We start from the raw sequence: 15,886 nt of genomic DNA, 5'->3' as shown, positions 1-15,886 counted from the left end.
AGGGACGGGTGATGTCTGTCACCCTTTTGCCGGCTGTGTTCCCAGCCGGCTTTTTTTTGAGGGTATATAAATGACTGGTTGGAATATTCATTCGAGCAGAAGAAGTATTTTGAAGTATGCGCTGGCGGGAAGCTGTGCGGGATTCTTAAAGCCTTTGTCTGCTGCTGTGGAGGCGGCCGGTAGTATTGAGGGTGTATACCCAGATGAGCTTCTCTCTATAGAGGAATACACTCGTGGGAAGATATCTACCGGTGCGTATATCGATGCCTCGAATGTCGAGGCGGTTAAAGACTTGTTGGAGCCTGCAAAATTCCACCATGTGAAAAATATGGGTAGGCGATTAAAGTTGCTTCCAACAACGACTGACTGGATGAGGCTTGGCCCCTGGGAATATCTTGAGGCTACATTATCGAATCGAGGAAAAGCGAGATTTGATGACTCTGGGAATGTCGTAAATGATGATGGGCGACCGTGGATCGGTGGTCATCCTTTTCCCGGAACGACCAATGCTTTGGAGTTGTTCGCCGGGCTCACATTGTCGTGGGGAAGGCATGATTCGAGCCTCTACGCTATGCGTGAGTATGACATAAGCCGCGGTGGCATTGTCGACTACGAATATGATTTGGTATGGGCAGAACTTTCCCCTGTAGGACGACTGGTTTCAGACCCTAAGCCATATTGGCCTGAGCATGAGGATAAGCTGCGATTCAACACCGTTGTATACCTATCGCCAAACACTGAACGTGGTGCGAGCTATTTGAATATATGGCCGTATGATCAGAATAAATTTCCGACGCTGTATGGCTATGTGCCGAGCTTCAGACGAATTAGGCAATTCCCGACGAATCAACGTTTTGAGCCGCTGGTGCCGGGTTCCGCGCTCTATCTTTCAGACGCTTGGGCAGCAGGAGATCCGCTCCTTACCTGGGGTAATTACAAGGTGATTGGTAGGCAGCCGTTACTGGGTGGTGTTTCCGGGGGGTGGAATTCGTCTCATAGTAATTGGGAGCACGGTGTTCACGGTGGCGAGAAAGGAGAAAGCTTCTTCGATAGTGTCGTTGAATTAATCCCGGAGACAATTGTTTGTGAAGCGGAGCCTGTCGCATTTTCGAGAGCGCCTGTGAGTAAAAAGCGAGTATGGTTTGACGCGAGGAATGGTATGCCCGTTGCTATGGTTACGTATGACCGGAAGGGAAATCCGTTCCGTTCTTTTGATGGATGTTACAGCATCTATGATGATGGTAACCGGAGAGTCATGGACGGCAAGCATGCGTATTGGTCTTGGACATACCTCCATGCCTATGAATTCCAGTCAGGTCGAATTACTCGAATTGAGCAGGTTAAGGAGCTGGATGGAGGCCACTGGAGCCGAGCGAACGACCAGAGTATTTACGATGAGTACCTGACGCAGGCTGCGCTGCAAAGGCTTGGGCGAGATTGAGCTTGTCGCTGTGAATTATGGTGGGCGCGTTCTTTGACGCATGGCATTTGCACGGTCTGTCTATGATTTTGCACGGAGGACTAATAATTGTGGCCGATTTATCGTAACAATAGCCTCAGTAGGGTTTAAGCTATGACTAGAAATGGCTTAGACCGCCGGTAGCTCAGTGTGTGCCGGATTAAAATAAAGATGTACATTCGAGGAAAGATAAATGGCTGAGGTTATTGAAGCAGATTACCTTGTGATTGGGGCTGGTGGTATGGGGATGGCGTTCGTAGACGAAATCCTAACTCATAGCGATGCCACAGTTGTAATGGTAGATAAGAACTTTCGGCCCGGTGGTCATTGGAATTATGTGTACCCATTCTGTCGCCTTCATCAAACATCGACGTGCTATGGCGTCAACTCTACGGAGTTGGGCGGTGATCGTAGAGATGAATTTGGTCTCAACAAAGGCTGCTATGAGCTGGCTAGCGGAAGTGAAGTCGTAGCCTACTTCGATAACGTTATGCGACGTCGGTTTATCCCTTCCGGGCGAGTAAAGTTCCTCTCGATGTGTGAGTATGACAAGGATTCAGGGCGAGCAAGAAATACCGTCAGCGGCAGTGAGTATGAGTTTAAGGTAAAGAAAACAGTTGATTCGACCTATCTGAACGTAACGGTGCCATCTCAACGTCCACCAACATTCGATGTTGCAGAGGGTGCCAAGGCGGTAGCCGTAAATGATCTGCCCAGGATTGCACCTTACTACGAAAATTTTGTCATTGTGGGATCGGGTAAAACCGGTATGGATGCGGTTCTGTTTTTGCTCAGTAACGGCATAGATCCAGACCGAATTACATGGGTAATGCCGGCAGACGCGTGGATGTTTGACCGTTTCACCGTTGATCCAGGCCGTAAATTTTCCGATCCGGTGACACAGTATGCTATCGGTATTCTAGAGTGTGCACTTGAGGCCAAGAGCTACCGTGATTTTTATGATCTGCTCGATGGGCGTGAGCTGATTAAGCAGTTGGATCGAAATCACAAGCCAACTCGCTGGCGCTGCGCAACTTTCACCGAGCTTGAACTCGAACAGTTGCGGCGAGTGAAAAATATTATTCGTATGGGGTATGTTGAGGCTGTTTCTTCTAGTGAGATGACCTTGTCTGACGGCGTCTGCCCTGCACCCGCCAATGCAGTCTATGTCGATTGTGCTGCAGACGGCTTGCCCAAAGTCCCGGATGCCAAAGTGTTTGATGGAGATAAAATTACTCTCCAGACAGTTCGGATGTGTCAGCAGGTATACAGTGCCGGTTTTATCGGCAATGTAGAGTGCAATGTCGACGCGGATGAGGATCGTAAGAACGAGCTTTGTCATCCGGTTCCTCTGCCCTATCTTGAAATTGACTATCTCCGCTGCGCGCTTCAGAACACCAAGAATATGGCCGTTTGGTTGACAGAGCCTGCCGTAGTTAAATGGATTAATGAGGCTCGTACAGACCTGTTCAGTCCGCTGTTGGACTTCCAGGATCCCGAAGTGGCGAAAAGTATTCAAGCTATGGGTGAATTGATCCACGAAGCAATTCCCAAGATGGAAATTTTGCTTGAAGAGGGCATGCGTGGCGAGTGAGTCATGCTGCCAGTCCCAAGTCTCTCTTTGCGCCCCTTATGGGGCGTTTTTTTAATATTTTTAGAGTCTAATCGGAGTTACGAATGGCTAAAGTCTATGAGATAGATGGCGTCGTTCCCGTCGTGCACCCATCTAGCTTCATTCACCCCGACGCAATACTGATTGGGGATGTTGTTGTTGGGCGGGATTGTTATATCGGCCCGGCCGCATGTCTTCGGGGGGATTTTGGGGCGATCATTTTGGGTTATGGGGTGAATGTTCAGGATACCTGCGTGATCCATTCCTTTCCCGGAAAAACGGTTGAGATTCTAGATTATGGCCATGTCGGGCATGGTGCGGTACTGCACGGGTGTGTTGTAGGAAAGAATGCTCTTGTCGGAATGAATAGTGTCGTGATGGACGGTGCTGTTATCGGAGATTGCGCTATTGTCGCTGCATGTTCGTTCGTAAAAGCTAACGACAGTGTTCCTGCTTCATCTTTGGTGGCGGGGATGCCGGCTAAATTTGTACGCGAGCTTAGCGAGCACGAGTTAGGCTGGAAAGCTAAGGGAACAGAAGAGTATATCCAGTTATGCAAGCGTAGCCTGGCTACATTGAAACCAACCGAAGCTCTTACAGAAATTGAGGATGGGAGGCCTTCACTGAATCTTAAATCATCTCATAAGCCGCTAAAGTAGTATTCTTGTCTCTCTCAATGTGGAGTGAAAAGCTGATCAGGCGTCGGTTAGCTGGCTTTTCGTGCGAAAGAGCCCCAGCATAATGAGAATTATCATGATGTGAATGCCTATTATGGGGGGGTATCCCATTAGGTATATAAGGTCATTTACTGTGCTGGCCTCGAATGGTCCGCCGCCAAAGGCCAGCCCTCTTGTTCCGAATATCGCATTTAGGGTTGCCGCTACAGTAAATACCCAGGCCGCGACTATTGCAGACCAGAAAAGCCATGTCGTTTGTCTTTTTCTTAAAGAGAGAAACTTGCTGGTTGCCCCGACTCCGATAAGCATTAGTCCCTGTGTAATTGCTTCCATATGCGCCATTCGCCATGCCCGACTGTCATTGGGTATGTTTACTGATATGTCTATAGGGAACGGCCAGAGTACGATCCTTTCTAGTAGGGCAAAAAACCATACCCACCCAATCAACAGGCTTAGTGCCAGTAAGCCAAAGCCATTTATAAAGAATAAAACTCTAGTTTTGTCATCTATTACGTTTGAGTTTTTCATTGTTATTTCGCGTATTGGTTTTTAATTAAGGAAGGTCTGAAAAATTGATGCCTATAACGACATTGCCATAAATTTGCGCAGAACCTTTTCCGTTTTCGTTAGTTTTAGGCCTTAAATAATACCGTTTTGTCCATCAAGTCGCTATTTCCGGCCCGATGGGCATACAGCAGGCATACTACGCCTGCATTAATAACCGTTGTTGTCGTAGCAGAGTCTTTTTCGCCATGACCAAATTCACCAGTGCACAGGATGTAAATAAATGATGGGCATTTTTGTCCAATCCTTTGTACCGCACTTTGGTATAGCCAAACTGGCCCTTCATGACGCCAAAGAGGTGTTCGACTTTGGCTCGTACTTTCGATTTGTTCCGGTTTTTGGCGCGGTCTCTGTCGCTGAGAGTTACGTAACGACTGCCTTTCTTGTTGGTGAAGTCTTTAGCCAGCGGAGCATGATTAGCAATTACATCGCCCTGACCCGCATAGGCCGAATCACCCCAGACACGGCTTTCATCACCGTGAAGAAGATCTCCCAGAATGGCAGAGTCATGAACATTAGCGGGCGTAGCCACAACCGAGTGAATCAGCTTGGTTTTGCTGTCGACTCCGATATGAGCCTTCATGCCGAAGTACCACTGATTACCTTTTCTCGTCTGATGCATATCCGGATCGCGCTACTTTTTCTTGTTCTTGGTAGAACTCGGCGCATTGATGATACTGGCATCGACGATGGTGCCCCGGCTTACTTTCAAGCCATTTTCCTTGAGGTACTGATTAACCATATAAAACAGACGGTCGCCCAGATTATGACGCTCCATCAAATGACGGAATTTGTAGATCGTTGTCTCGTCGGGAGCGGGCTCTTCACCCAGATCGATACCGACAAACTGACGCATGGAACGGGAATCGTACAGAGCCTCCTCGGCCGCAGGATCAGACAGGTTAAACCAGTGTTGCAGGAAATGAATACGCAGCATTCGCTCAATGCCTACAGGACGTCGTCCAGCCCCAGCAGGGTTGGGATAGAACGGTTCGATGGCTTCACAGAGCTCTTTCCAGGGTGTAATGGTTTCCATATCCTCAAGAAACTGCTCTTTACGCGTTTTCTTGCAGTATTTCTCGAAGCTGTCTGTAAGCGATGTCTGTTTCATGCAGTTAATAACCGTGATCGAAGCGATGTAGTATTATCGCTGAAGTCTCGAATTAATCAGAGTGTCCTTAGATTTATATAGATATAACGAAATATCGGCCAAAATCAATTAAAATCGTCATTTAAAACAATTATTTATGAATGGCAAATATTTTGGATTATGTCAGCTGAGCGGAGTTTATGCCCGAATTGCGAGGGTAGCTTATGTTGAGAAAGTCACTAAAATTCAATTTTCAATGTAAGTGATTACAGTAAATTACCAACCTCCGCCAAAAGCATGGTAGGCAAGATATTTGCGCACCCGTGATGATTCACCAGATTGCACGAGTTGCCACGGCGATCTCTCTTCAAAAGCACTTATTTCGGTATGTATGTAGTCCGCGGGATGAAGATTAGGGAGCAACACCTGGACAAATTGGTGGATGACTATGATGTTGCTTAGGTCATCGCTGCTGATAGTACTGACAAAAGCTGCCGCTTTGAGGTCTGGTACATGCCATTGCTGAAGAATCTGGCTTGCCCACTTCTGGCCGGCAGGTCGAGGCATGGTGAGCATATCCTCGTCAGGCGCATCACGCACAGCATCAGGTGGTTCGATACCAAGCATCTTTAGCTCGCCAAGTCGTATTATCTGTATTTGGCGGTCGGATTCATTATTTTTTTCATGTACCTATCCTTTGCAGTAAGTTGTGTCACCTGTTAATGCGGTCGTTTATAAGTTTAAACAGGCGACTAGGATTTGCAGTAACCCGGCCATCCTGCTGGTCCAGAAAATAGTATAGCGCTTCCCAGTTATCTGATTCGTATCCTTCACCGAATATCGGAACAAGAGCTATTCCGGTCGGTGTGGCACCTACTGACCCCAGAAACTCATCGATAATGTCGCTGATAAAGTTCAGGTTTAGCTGTAATTGGGTATGTGTTTTCATGAAGTAATCCTTTCGTTACTAGTTGTCGGTTATATGTCCTTGCCCTATGGTGTTGTCCGTAGCCTGCGCGTCAATCGGGTACGCAGTCGGGATACAAAATCCGAACCAGCTCATGCGCTAGTGGGTTTGTAAGCTCGGACGGGTGGTGTGTATAGAGAGCGCCTTGTTGTTCGATCCAGTCTGTAAGTTTTCTTACACCCCCGCCCTCCCCAGGCAGGCCCCTTGCACAATCAGCTTCCAAGGATTGAGGAGCTTGCCAGGTGGCCAGCAACTCGAGAAGGGCGTGCGCCATCTTTCGGCACTCGTCGGCAGTGAGTGCCCGCTGGGGGAGAAATGAATGGCCCTTTGGGGATGGGCAGCTCAGGCGCTCCCAGACCTGCTCTGATTGGCTCCGTAGCACCTCGGTCAGTTTTTCTTGCTCGAGCCCTATAGCAATCGTGACGTCGCGGCTGAAGGGGTCTTGTTCCTCTCCCAGGTCAATATAAAGTCGTTGGCATTCGTAGCGAGCCTGAATCCAGGAGGCAATAGCTTCCGCATTATTGACCTCCCAGCCTTCACCGATGCGCATGACCAAACCGTCTTTAAAGGCACCTCGATAGTGTCGCGCCAAGAGTACTGCAATGACTTCAATGGTGGGTGATGTGGTATGTACCATGTTATGTACCTCGCGGTTTACTCTGAGAAAAGGCCAAAATCAGGATGAAACAGCACGCTGGTCCAGTCTGGATAGCGAGCTGAGCCAAAGTGGATGAGCTCTCCGGCAAAGAACTCCTGGCCTTTGCCCTCGCTCAAGTCATCAATCAGGAAATCGCCCTGAAGTAAGCCCTTGTTCGGGCTAAGAATTAGTCGGTAGGCAGCTTCAAGCCCGAGGTGGGCTTCTATCCACAAGCGCTTCTCCGTATAGCTGTGGGGGTTCAGGACGGAGGGGGCGGTCAATATGAAGACCTCAGTGTTGGGTGCCCGACTGAGGTTATCAAAGGCTTCTATGGCCCCCGGTAATGGCTCTAAATCCAGAAAGAAGCCCGGCAGGCTTTGCGGGTAGGCCAACTCCGGGAATTGAGTCTTAATCTTGTGGTAGTGGCCGACGAAATCACACAAGGTGTCGTCCATATCGATGTAGATGCGGCGGCTCTCGGGATTGAAGTGCCGCGCCGTGCCAGATTTATGCGCGGTGTTCGGTTTTTCTTTACTCATCATCGGCCTCCCGGGGCGTCGGCATGGGGTTGATATAAGGCGACCAACCACCAAACACGAAGTCGTCGAGGTATTGAAAGACGGTGTTGATACCCCCGTCGCGAATGACGGACCACGGGGTCTTGTCCTCGAATGCACTGTTTTGCGTGTGAAGCCAGACAAAGGAGTCGGGCTTTGTGTTGGGAAAGACCAGGCGAAGATAATGGTGAATCTGCAGTACACGCATGATTTCGATGGCGCCGGCTGTCAATGTAAAATCAGCCGCTTCCTCTTCGGGTATGCGCCAGCGCACGAGGGCTTTAGAGAACATGTTCTCAGCCACAGCCCGGGGGGCGACCATGACGTCGTCATCTGCAGCATCCGCCAGCTGCTTGGGGATTTTTAGGTTCAACAGCCGCATATCGCCAACCGTGAAGATGGGTATGTCGCCACCGGCAAGTGCCTCCAATGCGTCTTTAGGATCTTTGCTCATCGTTTGTAGCCTCCGTGGGGTTTTCGTTGTGGTTGACCCCATTCTGCCCAGTTGCTGATAGCGCGGTAGGAAATCGGGATGCCAATAGCCGCTCAAATGCAGATCCGTCCTGGCGAGTAAGGTTGGGGATATAGCGGGAGTAGACTTTGAAGAGCATCTCCGTTGATGAATGGCCCAATACACGAGCTACCCATTCGGCGTTCTCCCCGGAAGCCAGCAACAACGTGGCAGCGGTATGCCGGGACTGGTAAGGGCGCCGTTTGTTTAGCCCTAAGTAGCGCAACATCGGATACCACACGCGATTCGTGACGTTGCAGTTATCCAGAGGTTGGCCTTCTTTATTACAGAACACATACCCGGAAAGCTTTCCGGTCGCTTGATACTGGGCTTTGAGCGCCTCAAACACCGGCCCCATCATCGGGATTTCCCGCTGGGATCCGTCTGTTTTCGTATACTCGGTTTCGCCCCTGATCAGGGTCTCGCGCACTAGTATCTCTTTGCGCTCAAAATCCACATGCTTCCACTTCAGCCCGTGGATTTCGCCTGTGCGCAGTCCCGTGTAGAACCGAACGGTGTAGTAATGCTTGAAATCCGGGCGAACACGCTCGATAAACAGCTCCACTTCCTGCAGCGACAAGGGTTCGATATGCTGCTTTTTGAGCCTGAGCGGTTTGATATTCTTGTAGGGGGACTCAAAACCGAACCGTTCAGCCGCCTCGTCCAGAATCAAACTCAGTATCAGCATATGGTTATTGACGGTTTTGGGTGACAAGGTCGTATTGGTGCCTCGGCCTTTCTTGGCGGCGAGTTGGCCGCGAAATTTCAGGATTTCCGCTTTGGTGATCTCGCCGACGCGTTTATTCTTGAAGGCGGGCTTAAGGGAGCTTTCCAGGATCGACTCAACATTGCGGGTATGGGATGCCCGCCACTGGACTTTCATTTCAGCGAACCACAGATCCGTGAATTCCCTAAAGGTAGGGGTTGATGCTACGCCTGTACTGGTTGATAAGCCGGCCTCTTGGGCGGCAAACTTCCTGGCATTTGGGCTTTCTGGAAAGAACTCCGAGTACTCGAACTCTCCTAACAGTATTTTTGCCTCAATACGTTGAAGAAGCTTTTCTACACGAGCTCTATTCTGAGAGGTATCCGTCAACGCTGTCTGTTCACGGCAGCGTACTCCCAAATAGAAGAAGTCCATGTAGAGCTTCCCGGTCTCCTTTCGCGCTCTCACTTTACCCATTGCAGTAGCCTCCGCTGGCCATGGGAATGAGCGCGCCCCTATCATTAGCGGTCCTAAGCATCTCCTGTTCAACGGCCTCCCAAAGAAACAGAATCTTTCGGCCGCCGAAGGGTTTGATGTAATGCTTGCCCTCAAGAAGAACGCTATCTTTTAGGCGCTGGCGGATTGTCCGGCAGTCATATTTGATACGGCTGGCGAGCTCTTCCGTCGTGAGATATGTATATGAATCAGTCATCGCAATTAGCCTCGACGTCAGGTATTCTAAGTGGCGAAAAGACATTCTTAATATCAAAATGCCATCCTGAGTGACATTTTACACAGCAAAATGCCACCCGCAAGTATTTTTTGCGATTCTGGGTGAATTTTTTATATCTGGAGAAGCATTGGTGATTAAGTGCCACCTAGCCAGGCTCATGGGCGAACGTAAGATGAAAATTGTCGACGTAGCCAGAGAAACGGGTTTGAACCGAAATACTGTGACCCTTCTGTATAAAGAAACCAGCCAGCGTATCGACTTGGATGCGCTAGAGAGGCTATGCAAATTATTTGGATGTGGAGTCGGAGATTTATTGGAGTATGTAGAAGATTAGCGATTCATCTGGGTAACGCGGTATTAGTTATAGAAAGCTTGTGAATATGTGAGTCATCGCGTCTGAACTTGCGACCTCGAGAAGTTAAGGGTTTTGGCTTTGTTCGTAGTCCCCTTAAACCCGATTACCTTTCGTGCTCAGAATGGGGGGCAATGGTAATAAGCGGACGGCTGGCCTGGATCAATATGGCAGGTAACAGCTCGAAGCCAGCATCGCTGCTACTTCGATCCGCCTCCGCCTCTGGTACCAAACAGACGTCCGCTGCGAGAATATTGATGTACTTTAAAGCAAGAGGCTAATCCGATTGTGGTCGACTTAAAGAAAGAAAACGAAAAGGCGTTGATGACATATCTGCTGGTCGCCGTAGTACCGATTTACGTTTCATTGGCAATTGCCCAAGGAGAGCGGCTCCTGCAAGTTGCTGAAAGCCAGCCATGGATAGCTTTTAGCCAGCTCGCCGTAATAGGTATCGGCCCGCTGCTATGCCTGAAGGCGGTCCTCTTGCTACTTGCCAGCGTGATTGCCCCCCAGTGGAAGGAACGACTTGTCCATCTTCGCTGGAGCAACCCCCTGCCGGGAAGTCGCTGTGATCAAATAATGGCGAGGGATGCCAGGGTCGATCTTGCAAATTTACCTCCGGAGGTCGAGGCCCTAAGAGATAGGTCCTTATCCCCCAAGGAGCGAAACGCGCGCTGGTATCGTGATATCTACCGCCCAGTGAGCAATGCCCCGGCTATTTTAAATAGTCATCGGCAGTACCTGCTTCACCGGGACACATCTGCAGGTGTCGCGCTGGTCATCGTTCTCTCAAGCCTCACCGACCTTGGAAGCAGGCTTATTCTCGGGGAGCCCCTAATCTTCGGGCCAGCCTATCTAGTACTTCTAGCCTACCTCGGCCTAGCTATGATCGCTGCGAATGTGGCGGGAAACAGGATGGTCGCAGGAGCAATCGCAAACTTCTCGAACACTCAACACATTGGGGGTGACCAATGACAGCCAGCATAGAGTTCTTCCCAGTAGGTAACGGGGATATGACCCTTATCCGCCTCGCCACTGGTAGGACGATTCTGATTGACATCAACATCAGGAACGACGCCGATGATCAGAATAAGCACGACTACCCGGACGTCGCCAAAATGCTTAAGGACCGGCTCGAGCGCGATGCCGACAACGATAATAGGCTGTACGTTGATGCATTTGTCCTGACACATCCAGACCAGGACCATTGTGGCGGCCTGCAGAACCACTTCCATCTTGGCGCCCCATCCACATGGAAAAAGCCCGAGGGCGAGGAACTCGAAAAAATCTTAATACACGAAATGTGGTCCGCTCCCCTTACCTTTCGCCGCGCCGATAGGGTAGACGGCAATCTCGTTCCGAATGCAGAAGCCTGGAAAAAAGAGGCGAAGAGGCGTGTAAAACTGGCCAAGGACGGTGAGGCATCCGCCAATGAGCTAGGGAACTTGATCAAAATCATGGGCGAAGACGTTCACCACGACAAAACTGAAGGCATCGAACATCTCATTCAGAAGGTCGGTGAATCCACAAATACGATATGCGGGCAGGCGGACCCTTCATTCTCAGCGCTCTTGCTTTCACCAAAGGTCGTCACAGAGGAAGAGGCAGATGCGCTTCCCGGCAAGAATAATTCTAGTATTGTCATGCAGTTCAGTTTTTCACCGAGTGACAGCACCCTAGATAAGAAGACAGCCACACGGTTCCTTACTGGCGGCGATGCCGAGATTAACATCTGGAAACGCATCTGGCACCGCAATGAGGAAACCACTCAAAATCTCGCTTACCATATTCTCCAGACACCGCATCACTGCTCTCTGGGCGCCCTGTCTTACGACAACTATAACGACCAAGCCGGGAAACAGGGAAAAGGCGAGGAATGCGATATCGATAAAGAAGCATACTCGGCTCTGTCGCAAGCAGAAACTGCAGCATATATCGTCGCTAGCAGCGAGGAGCCTGCAGAAAAGAGCGGGAAAGACCTAGCTAAACGACTCTACGAAGCTATAGCCGAAAATGCTAATGGCAAGTTCCTTGGCACGATGACGGATTCCAAGGACGAGCCCTTGAAACTCGAAATTACCGAGCGCGGGCCTGAATCACCACGCAAAAAGGGGCCAATTCCTGCCGTTCCGCCCAAAACCCAAAAAGGTACCACAGAAAAGTCATATGCCCGCTTCACGACCCGGCTATGAGAGTGAATTCGCTCGGTACCAGCGCCAGCTTAGCAGCTGGCTGCATACCCATGTGTGCGATGTTAGAGCTCTAACGTTTGAGGACGTCGAAAAATATGCATGGAAAAAAGTGGTGGCTGGATGGCAAATTCGGCTGCCCGATTCCGATACGCAGCTTTTCGTACTCCTAAACGATTCCTTCCCTTTTTCTAGGATCCAGATCGCCTACCATGGGGACAGCAGGTATTTACAGTGGCCTCACATCGAAGAACACAACTTCCTGTGCCTTCCCGATGAGGGTTGGCGCCCCTGTGAAAATCTTGAACATAGTATTTCCCAGCGCTTATCACAAGCCACAGATTTGATCACGAACTGCCAATCAGAGGAATTTATAAAATCGGAGTCGGAACGGGAATTTCTAACTTACTGGGGCCGTCAGGACAAGAAGCTATCTGCAGTTAGCATTATTGACCCAAGAAACACGAAGGCCAGAAAAATATCCGCCAAGCTATATAACGGTCACTATCTCGTTGGCGAAAGTGACGAACAGATTGAAGATTGGCTCGTAAATTCAGGTGTCGAAGAAAGCGGCCCTAGCATTCAGGCAGTTTTCGCATTTATTGACGAGCCACCCGCAATACCTTTACCCCGAACAACTCGACAATTTGTCTGCGAGCTATTAAACCAAGCTCCAGCGCTCAACGGATTTTTAGGCACACTCTCTCCGTTCGAATCAACTTTGGTGATCCTCGCCTCAAAATCGGACAATGGCGTTGCACTATTCGGTACCAAAATGCACGCGGCACCAAAGCGCGGTTTCAGAAGCATTAGAAAGGCAGCACAACTAAAGCAAATATGGGGTTCCGTGAGCGGCTACTCGCCTGTTCGAGTAAATCGGGCAGACAGCGGATGGATTCATGGGCGGGACCAGGATAACGAAGGTCATGCGACCTTGTCTGCAAGCCACGCGCTCCTTTTGGGGGCTGGTTCTTTAGGCTCGCAAATCGCATCCCGTCTAGCACAGGCAGGGCTTGGACGAATCAGTATTGTAGATCCGGAGGCGCTGGATCCTGCAAACGTGGGGCGCCATGCATTGGGCATGACGAGCATTAATGCCAATAAAGCGAAGTCTTTGGCTTTGTTATTGTCGGAGCGATACCCGCATGGGAGGTTCACGGGCTACCCAACTGGGTGGCAGGACGTATTGCGAAACTACCCCGAGATATTCGAAGAAGCGGATATCGTGGTAAGTTGCATGGGAGAGGCAGATCAGGATCTTGCCTTGGACTCCCGACATCAGTCTGGAGCATTCGCAGATACTCCAATCGTGTATGGATGGCTGGGTACGCAGGGCACGACAGGCCACGCCCTTGCTTTGAAAGCCGGCGTTTCCGCGCTGTCCTGTTTCTTCGACTTGGACGGATTTTTAAAGTGCCCCGACACTGACTTCCGAGGTGATGATCGGCGGCGGGCAGAACCAGCTTGCGGAACTGAGTTTCAGCCCTACGGACCATTAGCAGCAGGACAGGTTGAACTTCTTGTTACGCGAGCGACAATTGATATCCTGACTGGCAAAGTATCCGCTCCGCACCATAAGGTTTACGCTTGCTCTAGTGAGGATCTGCATGAATTGGGCGGAGAATGGACCGATTATCATAAGGGTCACCGCCCAGATGGATACGAGGGCCCATTTGAATATACTTCCGTTGTTGATCCGTGTGGTGAATGCCATAACTGCCAATGACCACATTGAATAGAAGCTCACTCTGGTACCATATTCCAAGTTTCGGGGAAATTGAATTTACCCCTTCTATTCTTGCGCATTTTGAAAAATATCAGCAAAAGCGGAGATGGCATAGGGAAGCCGGTGGACAGCTATTTTGGGAATACACTCAGAGCGGACACAAACGCGTAGGCGCAATCACCGGCCCCAGGCGAACGGATCTCCGCACCCGCACATCCTATAAGGCCGACCCGAATAAAGAACAAACGGAAATCGATGAACACTATGAAAAGGGTTTTTATTTATTAGGGGATTGGCATACTCATCCAGAACCAATCGCCAAGCCTTCATCAGAAGACCGCGAAGCTATTCAGGACATTTTTAGGACTTCTATCGATCCCGGCCCCGGGCTCATCCTTGTGGTTGTGGGGACCCGCCCTGTGGAAGAGAGTCTCAGTGTTTCATGGTGCAATGGGGCGTTTTTCACATTATCTAGACAAGCGAATCGCTCCGAGCCTTACGGATAGGCCTTTGTTTAAATCAGGGCGTGTCAGCCCCTCCCAGCGGGAGGCATAGTTGGCTGTAAATTTTCCAACGGTAGTTATTCTAGCTGGATCTGGCGTGAGAGACTTATCCGCTCGGCAGGCGTGACGGTTACTTTTCAGTGTCTGTATTCAGCATGAGAAGTACGTGGACCACATTTGGCTCTTCATCATAAATGGGGGGCACCGGCATTCATTAGACTGATTTTGCGTCGATCGCTTGAATCCACCATATAAACCAAGCTGATGCGATATGATCTAGACCGATTGTGGTTGTGATGTCTTATAGGCAGGCGGGAGCTGAGTGCCGTCTCCCGTTTATTGGGTAGAGCCGGTTGGATGAGTGCCATCCCCCGATAATGGGGTAGAGCCCGCAGCCTTAAGGTCGGAATTTGGATCGGTAGAATTTGTGCCGGCGTGGAATTGGCACATATGTGTCACAGATATGTCACAGGAAGTTTCTGAAGGTATAGAATGAAAAAAGGCAGATCGCTAAGTAGCTGATCTGCCTTTCTTTTTGTTGGTAGCGGGGGCAGGATTCGAACCTACGACCTTCGGGTTATGAGCCCGACGAGCTACCAGACTGCTCCACCCCGCAATTGACTGGTTGTCTTGTTCTCTAAGACAGGTCGCGCATTATAGGGATGGCTTTGGGGGCTTGCAAGCCTTATGTGCGTTTTGTTTCAAATTTTTGAAAATACCGATATTTAAAGCACATTAACCGCTGTGGCGAATGGAGCCATCGACAGGTAGCACGGTGCCGTTGATGAAGGATCCCGCGTCACTCGCGAGCAAGATGACCGGGCCAACAAGCTCGTCGATATTGCCAAGGCGTTTAGCAGGCATGCGCTGAATATAGGCTTTGCCGGCGTCGGTGGCGAAGAAGTCTTGGTTCATTTCGGTTAGGAACCAGCCGGGTGCGATGGCGTTTACGCGAATGCCGTGACGCATTAGGTCGAGTGACATTGCCTGAGTGAGGTGGGCGACTGCTGCTTTTGAGGCGCAGTACGTGGTTTGGCCACTCTGCGCCATAATCGCTAGTACCGAGGCAATGTTGATAATGCTGCCCTGTAGTCCGGCGGCAACCATGCGTGCGGCGCCTTCCTGCGCTACATTCCAAACCCCATTGAAGTTGGTGCCCATAACGAAATCGCGAGACGCGTCGTCAATTTTAAGGAAGTTCTTCGGGTCGGCAACACCGGCGTTGTTAATGATGATGTCGGGTGTTCCCGACAGCGCTTCGGCGCGGTCATAGGCGGCATTGACGCTGCTGCGGTCGGCGACGTCCATGGCGACTGCATGGGCAACGCCCCCTGCGGCGCGAATTTCTTCCACCAGTGCGTGCAGTTTCTCTTCGCGGCGGGCACAGGCAATGATTTCCGCGCCAGCCTCGGCCAGCCCTTTGGCGATGCCGTGGCCCAGGCCCGATGAAGCCCCGGTAATAAGTACTCGACGGTTTTGCAGAGAGAAACGTTGCAGGCTCATTCGCTTATCCTTCGCTGTTTAGTTATTGAAAGTGTGCCCGATTAAAGCGGCTTTCGGCGCCGATAGGAAGCTCTTTTCATGCCCTGGTGTGTCATTGCAC

At 50.3% G+C, this 15,886-nt stretch carries 17 protein-coding genes, 1 tRNA gene and 1 pseudogene; 8 read left to right on the top strand and 11 right to left on the bottom strand.

What is annotated here, in order from left to right:
- Positions 1 to 70 precede the first annotated feature (70 nt).
- The 3 genes from AC2Q8J_RS07365 to AC2Q8J_RS07355 all read left to right on the top strand — a co-directional run bounded on the left by AC2Q8J_RS07365 (position 71) and on the right by AC2Q8J_RS07355 (position 3,730).
- A complete protein-coding gene (locus AC2Q8J_RS07365; protein ID WP_417765729.1) occupies positions 71 to 1,441 on the top strand; it encodes a DUF1329 domain-containing protein in 1,371 nt (456 codons plus the stop codon).
- A 211-nt stretch (positions 1,442 to 1,652) separates the two neighbouring features.
- A complete protein-coding gene (locus AC2Q8J_RS07360; RefSeq protein ID WP_486452527.1) occupies positions 1,653 to 3,053 on the top strand; it encodes an NAD(P)/FAD-dependent oxidoreductase in 1,401 nt (466 codons plus the stop codon).
- 83 nt (positions 3,054 to 3,136) lie between these two features.
- On the top strand, positions 3,137 to 3,730 hold the full coding sequence (locus tag AC2Q8J_RS07355) for a phenylacetic acid degradation protein PaaY (protein ID WP_486452526.1): 594 nt from the start codon (positions 3,137 to 3,139) through the stop codon (positions 3,728 to 3,730).
- A gap of 36 nt (positions 3,731 to 3,766) precedes the next feature.
- Here the strand turns inward: AC2Q8J_RS07355 and AC2Q8J_RS07350 are convergent, their stop codons facing one another.
- The 9 genes and pseudogenes from AC2Q8J_RS07350 to AC2Q8J_RS07310 all read right to left on the bottom strand — a co-directional run bounded on the left by AC2Q8J_RS07350 (position 3,767) and on the right by AC2Q8J_RS07310 (position 9,492).
- Positions 3,767 to 4,276: a styrene oxide isomerase gene (locus AC2Q8J_RS07350; protein WP_284450016.1), complete on the bottom strand. Its 510-nt coding sequence runs from the start codon at positions 4,274 to 4,276 to the stop codon at positions 3,767 to 3,769.
- A 175-nt stretch (positions 4,277 to 4,451) separates the two neighbouring features.
- A pseudogene (locus tag AC2Q8J_RS07345) lies at positions 4,452 to 5,423 on the bottom strand (IS5 family transposase).
- A 255-nt stretch (positions 5,424 to 5,678) separates the two neighbouring features.
- On the bottom strand, positions 5,679 to 6,029 hold the full coding sequence (locus AC2Q8J_RS07340; protein WP_286855208.1) for a hypothetical protein: 351 nt from the start codon (positions 6,027 to 6,029) through the stop codon (positions 5,679 to 5,681).
- Positions 6,030 to 6,114: 85 nt separating this feature from the next.
- Positions 6,115 to 6,351: a hypothetical protein gene (locus AC2Q8J_RS07335; RefSeq protein WP_286855209.1), complete on the bottom strand. Its 237-nt coding sequence runs from the start codon at positions 6,349 to 6,351 to the stop codon at positions 6,115 to 6,117.
- A gap of 70 nt (positions 6,352 to 6,421) precedes the next feature.
- The gene (locus AC2Q8J_RS07330; protein WP_286855210.1) at positions 6,422 to 7,006 is read right to left on the bottom strand and encodes a hypothetical protein; all 585 of its coding nucleotides are present in this window, start codon (positions 7,004 to 7,006) and stop codon (positions 6,422 to 6,424) included.
- A 17-nt stretch (positions 7,007 to 7,023) separates the two neighbouring features.
- Positions 7,024 to 7,545 (bottom strand): 5' nucleotidase, NT5C type, encoded by a 522-nt coding sequence (locus AC2Q8J_RS07325; protein ID WP_286855211.1) that lies wholly within the window; start codon positions 7,543 to 7,545, stop codon positions 7,024 to 7,026.
- The gene (locus AC2Q8J_RS07320) at positions 7,538 to 8,017 is read right to left on the bottom strand and encodes an antitoxin Xre/MbcA/ParS toxin-binding domain-containing protein (RefSeq protein WP_286855212.1); all 480 of its coding nucleotides are present in this window, start codon (positions 8,015 to 8,017) and stop codon (positions 7,538 to 7,540) included. The genes AC2Q8J_RS07325 and AC2Q8J_RS07320 overlap by 8 nt, the downstream gene beginning before the upstream one ends.
- Positions 8,001 to 9,215 carry a tyrosine-type recombinase/integrase gene (locus AC2Q8J_RS07315; RefSeq protein WP_286855213.1) on the bottom strand — a complete coding sequence of 405 codons (1,215 nt, stop codon included), beginning with the start codon at positions 9,213 to 9,215 and terminating at the stop codon, positions 8,001 to 8,003. The genes AC2Q8J_RS07320 and AC2Q8J_RS07315 overlap by 17 nt, the downstream gene beginning before the upstream one ends.
- A gap of 34 nt (positions 9,216 to 9,249) precedes the next feature.
- On the bottom strand, positions 9,250 to 9,492 hold the full coding sequence (locus tag AC2Q8J_RS07310; RefSeq protein WP_286855214.1) for a hypothetical protein: 243 nt from the start codon (positions 9,490 to 9,492) through the stop codon (positions 9,250 to 9,252).
- Positions 9,493 to 9,562: 70 nt separating this feature from the next.
- Between AC2Q8J_RS07310 and AC2Q8J_RS07305 the strand changes: the two genes are divergently transcribed.
- The 5 genes from AC2Q8J_RS07305 to AC2Q8J_RS07285 all read left to right on the top strand — a co-directional run bounded on the left by AC2Q8J_RS07305 (position 9,563) and on the right by AC2Q8J_RS07285 (position 14,286).
- Positions 9,563 to 9,847, top strand: coding sequence for a helix-turn-helix domain-containing protein (locus AC2Q8J_RS07305; RefSeq protein ID WP_472835764.1), 285 nt, complete (start codon positions 9,563 to 9,565; stop codon positions 9,845 to 9,847).
- A gap of 306 nt (positions 9,848 to 10,153) precedes the next feature.
- Positions 10,154 to 10,840: a hypothetical protein gene (locus tag AC2Q8J_RS07300; RefSeq protein WP_286855215.1), complete on the top strand. Its 687-nt coding sequence runs from the start codon at positions 10,154 to 10,156 to the stop codon at positions 10,838 to 10,840.
- On the top strand, positions 10,837 to 12,057 hold the full coding sequence (gene mblB / locus AC2Q8J_RS07295; RefSeq protein WP_286855216.1) for an anti-phage 6A-MBL system MBL-fold protein: 1,221 nt from the start codon (positions 10,837 to 10,839) through the stop codon (positions 12,055 to 12,057). The genes AC2Q8J_RS07300 and mblB overlap by 4 nt, the downstream gene beginning before the upstream one ends.
- On the top strand, positions 12,032 to 13,780 hold the full coding sequence (locus tag AC2Q8J_RS07290; protein WP_286855217.1) for a ThiF family adenylyltransferase: 1,749 nt from the start codon (positions 12,032 to 12,034) through the stop codon (positions 13,778 to 13,780). Before mblB ends, AC2Q8J_RS07290 begins: the two co-directional genes overlap by 26 nt.
- On the top strand, positions 13,777 to 14,286 hold the full coding sequence (locus AC2Q8J_RS07285; protein ID WP_335986488.1) for a Mov34/MPN/PAD-1 family protein: 510 nt from the start codon (positions 13,777 to 13,779) through the stop codon (positions 14,284 to 14,286). Before AC2Q8J_RS07290 ends, AC2Q8J_RS07285 begins: the two co-directional genes overlap by 4 nt.
- Before the next feature lie 536 nt (positions 14,287 to 14,822).
- Here AC2Q8J_RS07285 and AC2Q8J_RS07280 read toward each other — a convergent pair.
- Both AC2Q8J_RS07280 and AC2Q8J_RS07275 read right to left on the bottom strand, forming a co-directional pair.
- Positions 14,823 to 14,899: transfer RNA gene (locus tag AC2Q8J_RS07280), tRNA-Met, on the bottom strand.
- A 119-nt stretch (positions 14,900 to 15,018) separates the two neighbouring features.
- A complete protein-coding gene (locus tag AC2Q8J_RS07275; RefSeq protein ID WP_204995093.1) occupies positions 15,019 to 15,786 on the bottom strand; it encodes an SDR family NAD(P)-dependent oxidoreductase in 768 nt (255 codons plus the stop codon).
- Positions 15,787 to 15,886 lie beyond the last annotated feature (100 nt).

The sequence above is a fragment of the Spongiibacter sp. C9W genome, assembly GCF_057370015.1.
This window is presented reverse-complemented; position numbering and strand designations above follow the sequence as displayed.

Coding starts and splice junctions, on each gene's coding strand:
- AC2Q8J_RS07365 (WP_417765729.1), top strand. CDS start 71: ATGACTGGTTGGAATATTCATTCGAGCAGAAGAAGTATTTTGAAGTAT.
- AC2Q8J_RS07360 (WP_486452527.1), top strand. CDS start 1,653: ATGGCTGAGGTTATTGAAGCAGATTACCTTGTGATTGGGGCTGGTGGT.
- AC2Q8J_RS07355 (WP_486452526.1), top strand. CDS start 3,137: ATGGCTAAAGTCTATGAGATAGATGGCGTCGTTCCCGTCGTGCACCCA.
- AC2Q8J_RS07350 (WP_284450016.1), bottom strand. CDS start 4,276: ATGAAAAACTCAAACGTAATAGATGACAAAACTAGAGTTTTATTCTTT.
- AC2Q8J_RS07340 (WP_286855208.1), bottom strand. CDS start 6,029: ATGCTTGGTATCGAACCACCTGATGCTGTGCGTGATGCGCCTGACGAG.
- AC2Q8J_RS07335 (WP_286855209.1), bottom strand. CDS start 6,351: ATGAAAACACATACCCAATTACAGCTAAACCTGAACTTTATCAGCGAC.
- AC2Q8J_RS07330 (WP_286855210.1), bottom strand. CDS start 7,006: ATGGTACATACCACATCACCCACCATTGAAGTCATTGCAGTACTCTTG.
- AC2Q8J_RS07325 (WP_286855211.1), bottom strand. CDS start 7,545: ATGAGTAAAGAAAAACCGAACACCGCGCATAAATCTGGCACGGCGCGG.
- AC2Q8J_RS07320 (WP_286855212.1), bottom strand. CDS start 8,017: ATGAGCAAAGATCCTAAAGACGCATTGGAGGCACTTGCCGGTGGCGAC.
- AC2Q8J_RS07315 (WP_286855213.1), bottom strand. CDS start 9,215: ATGGACTTCTTCTATTTGGGAGTACGCTGCCGTGAACAGACAGCGTTG.
- AC2Q8J_RS07310 (WP_286855214.1), bottom strand. CDS start 9,492: ATGACTGATTCATATACATATCTCACGACGGAAGAGCTCGCCAGCCGT.
- mblB (WP_286855216.1), top strand. CDS start 10,837: ATGACAGCCAGCATAGAGTTCTTCCCAGTAGGTAACGGGGATATGACC.
- AC2Q8J_RS07290 (WP_286855217.1), top strand. CDS start 12,032: ATGCCCGCTTCACGACCCGGCTATGAGAGTGAATTCGCTCGGTACCAG.
- AC2Q8J_RS07285 (WP_335986488.1), top strand. CDS start 13,777: ATGACCACATTGAATAGAAGCTCACTCTGGTACCATATTCCAAGTTTC.
- AC2Q8J_RS07275 (WP_204995093.1), bottom strand. CDS start 15,786: ATGAGCCTGCAACGTTTCTCTCTGCAAAACCGTCGAGTACTTATTACC.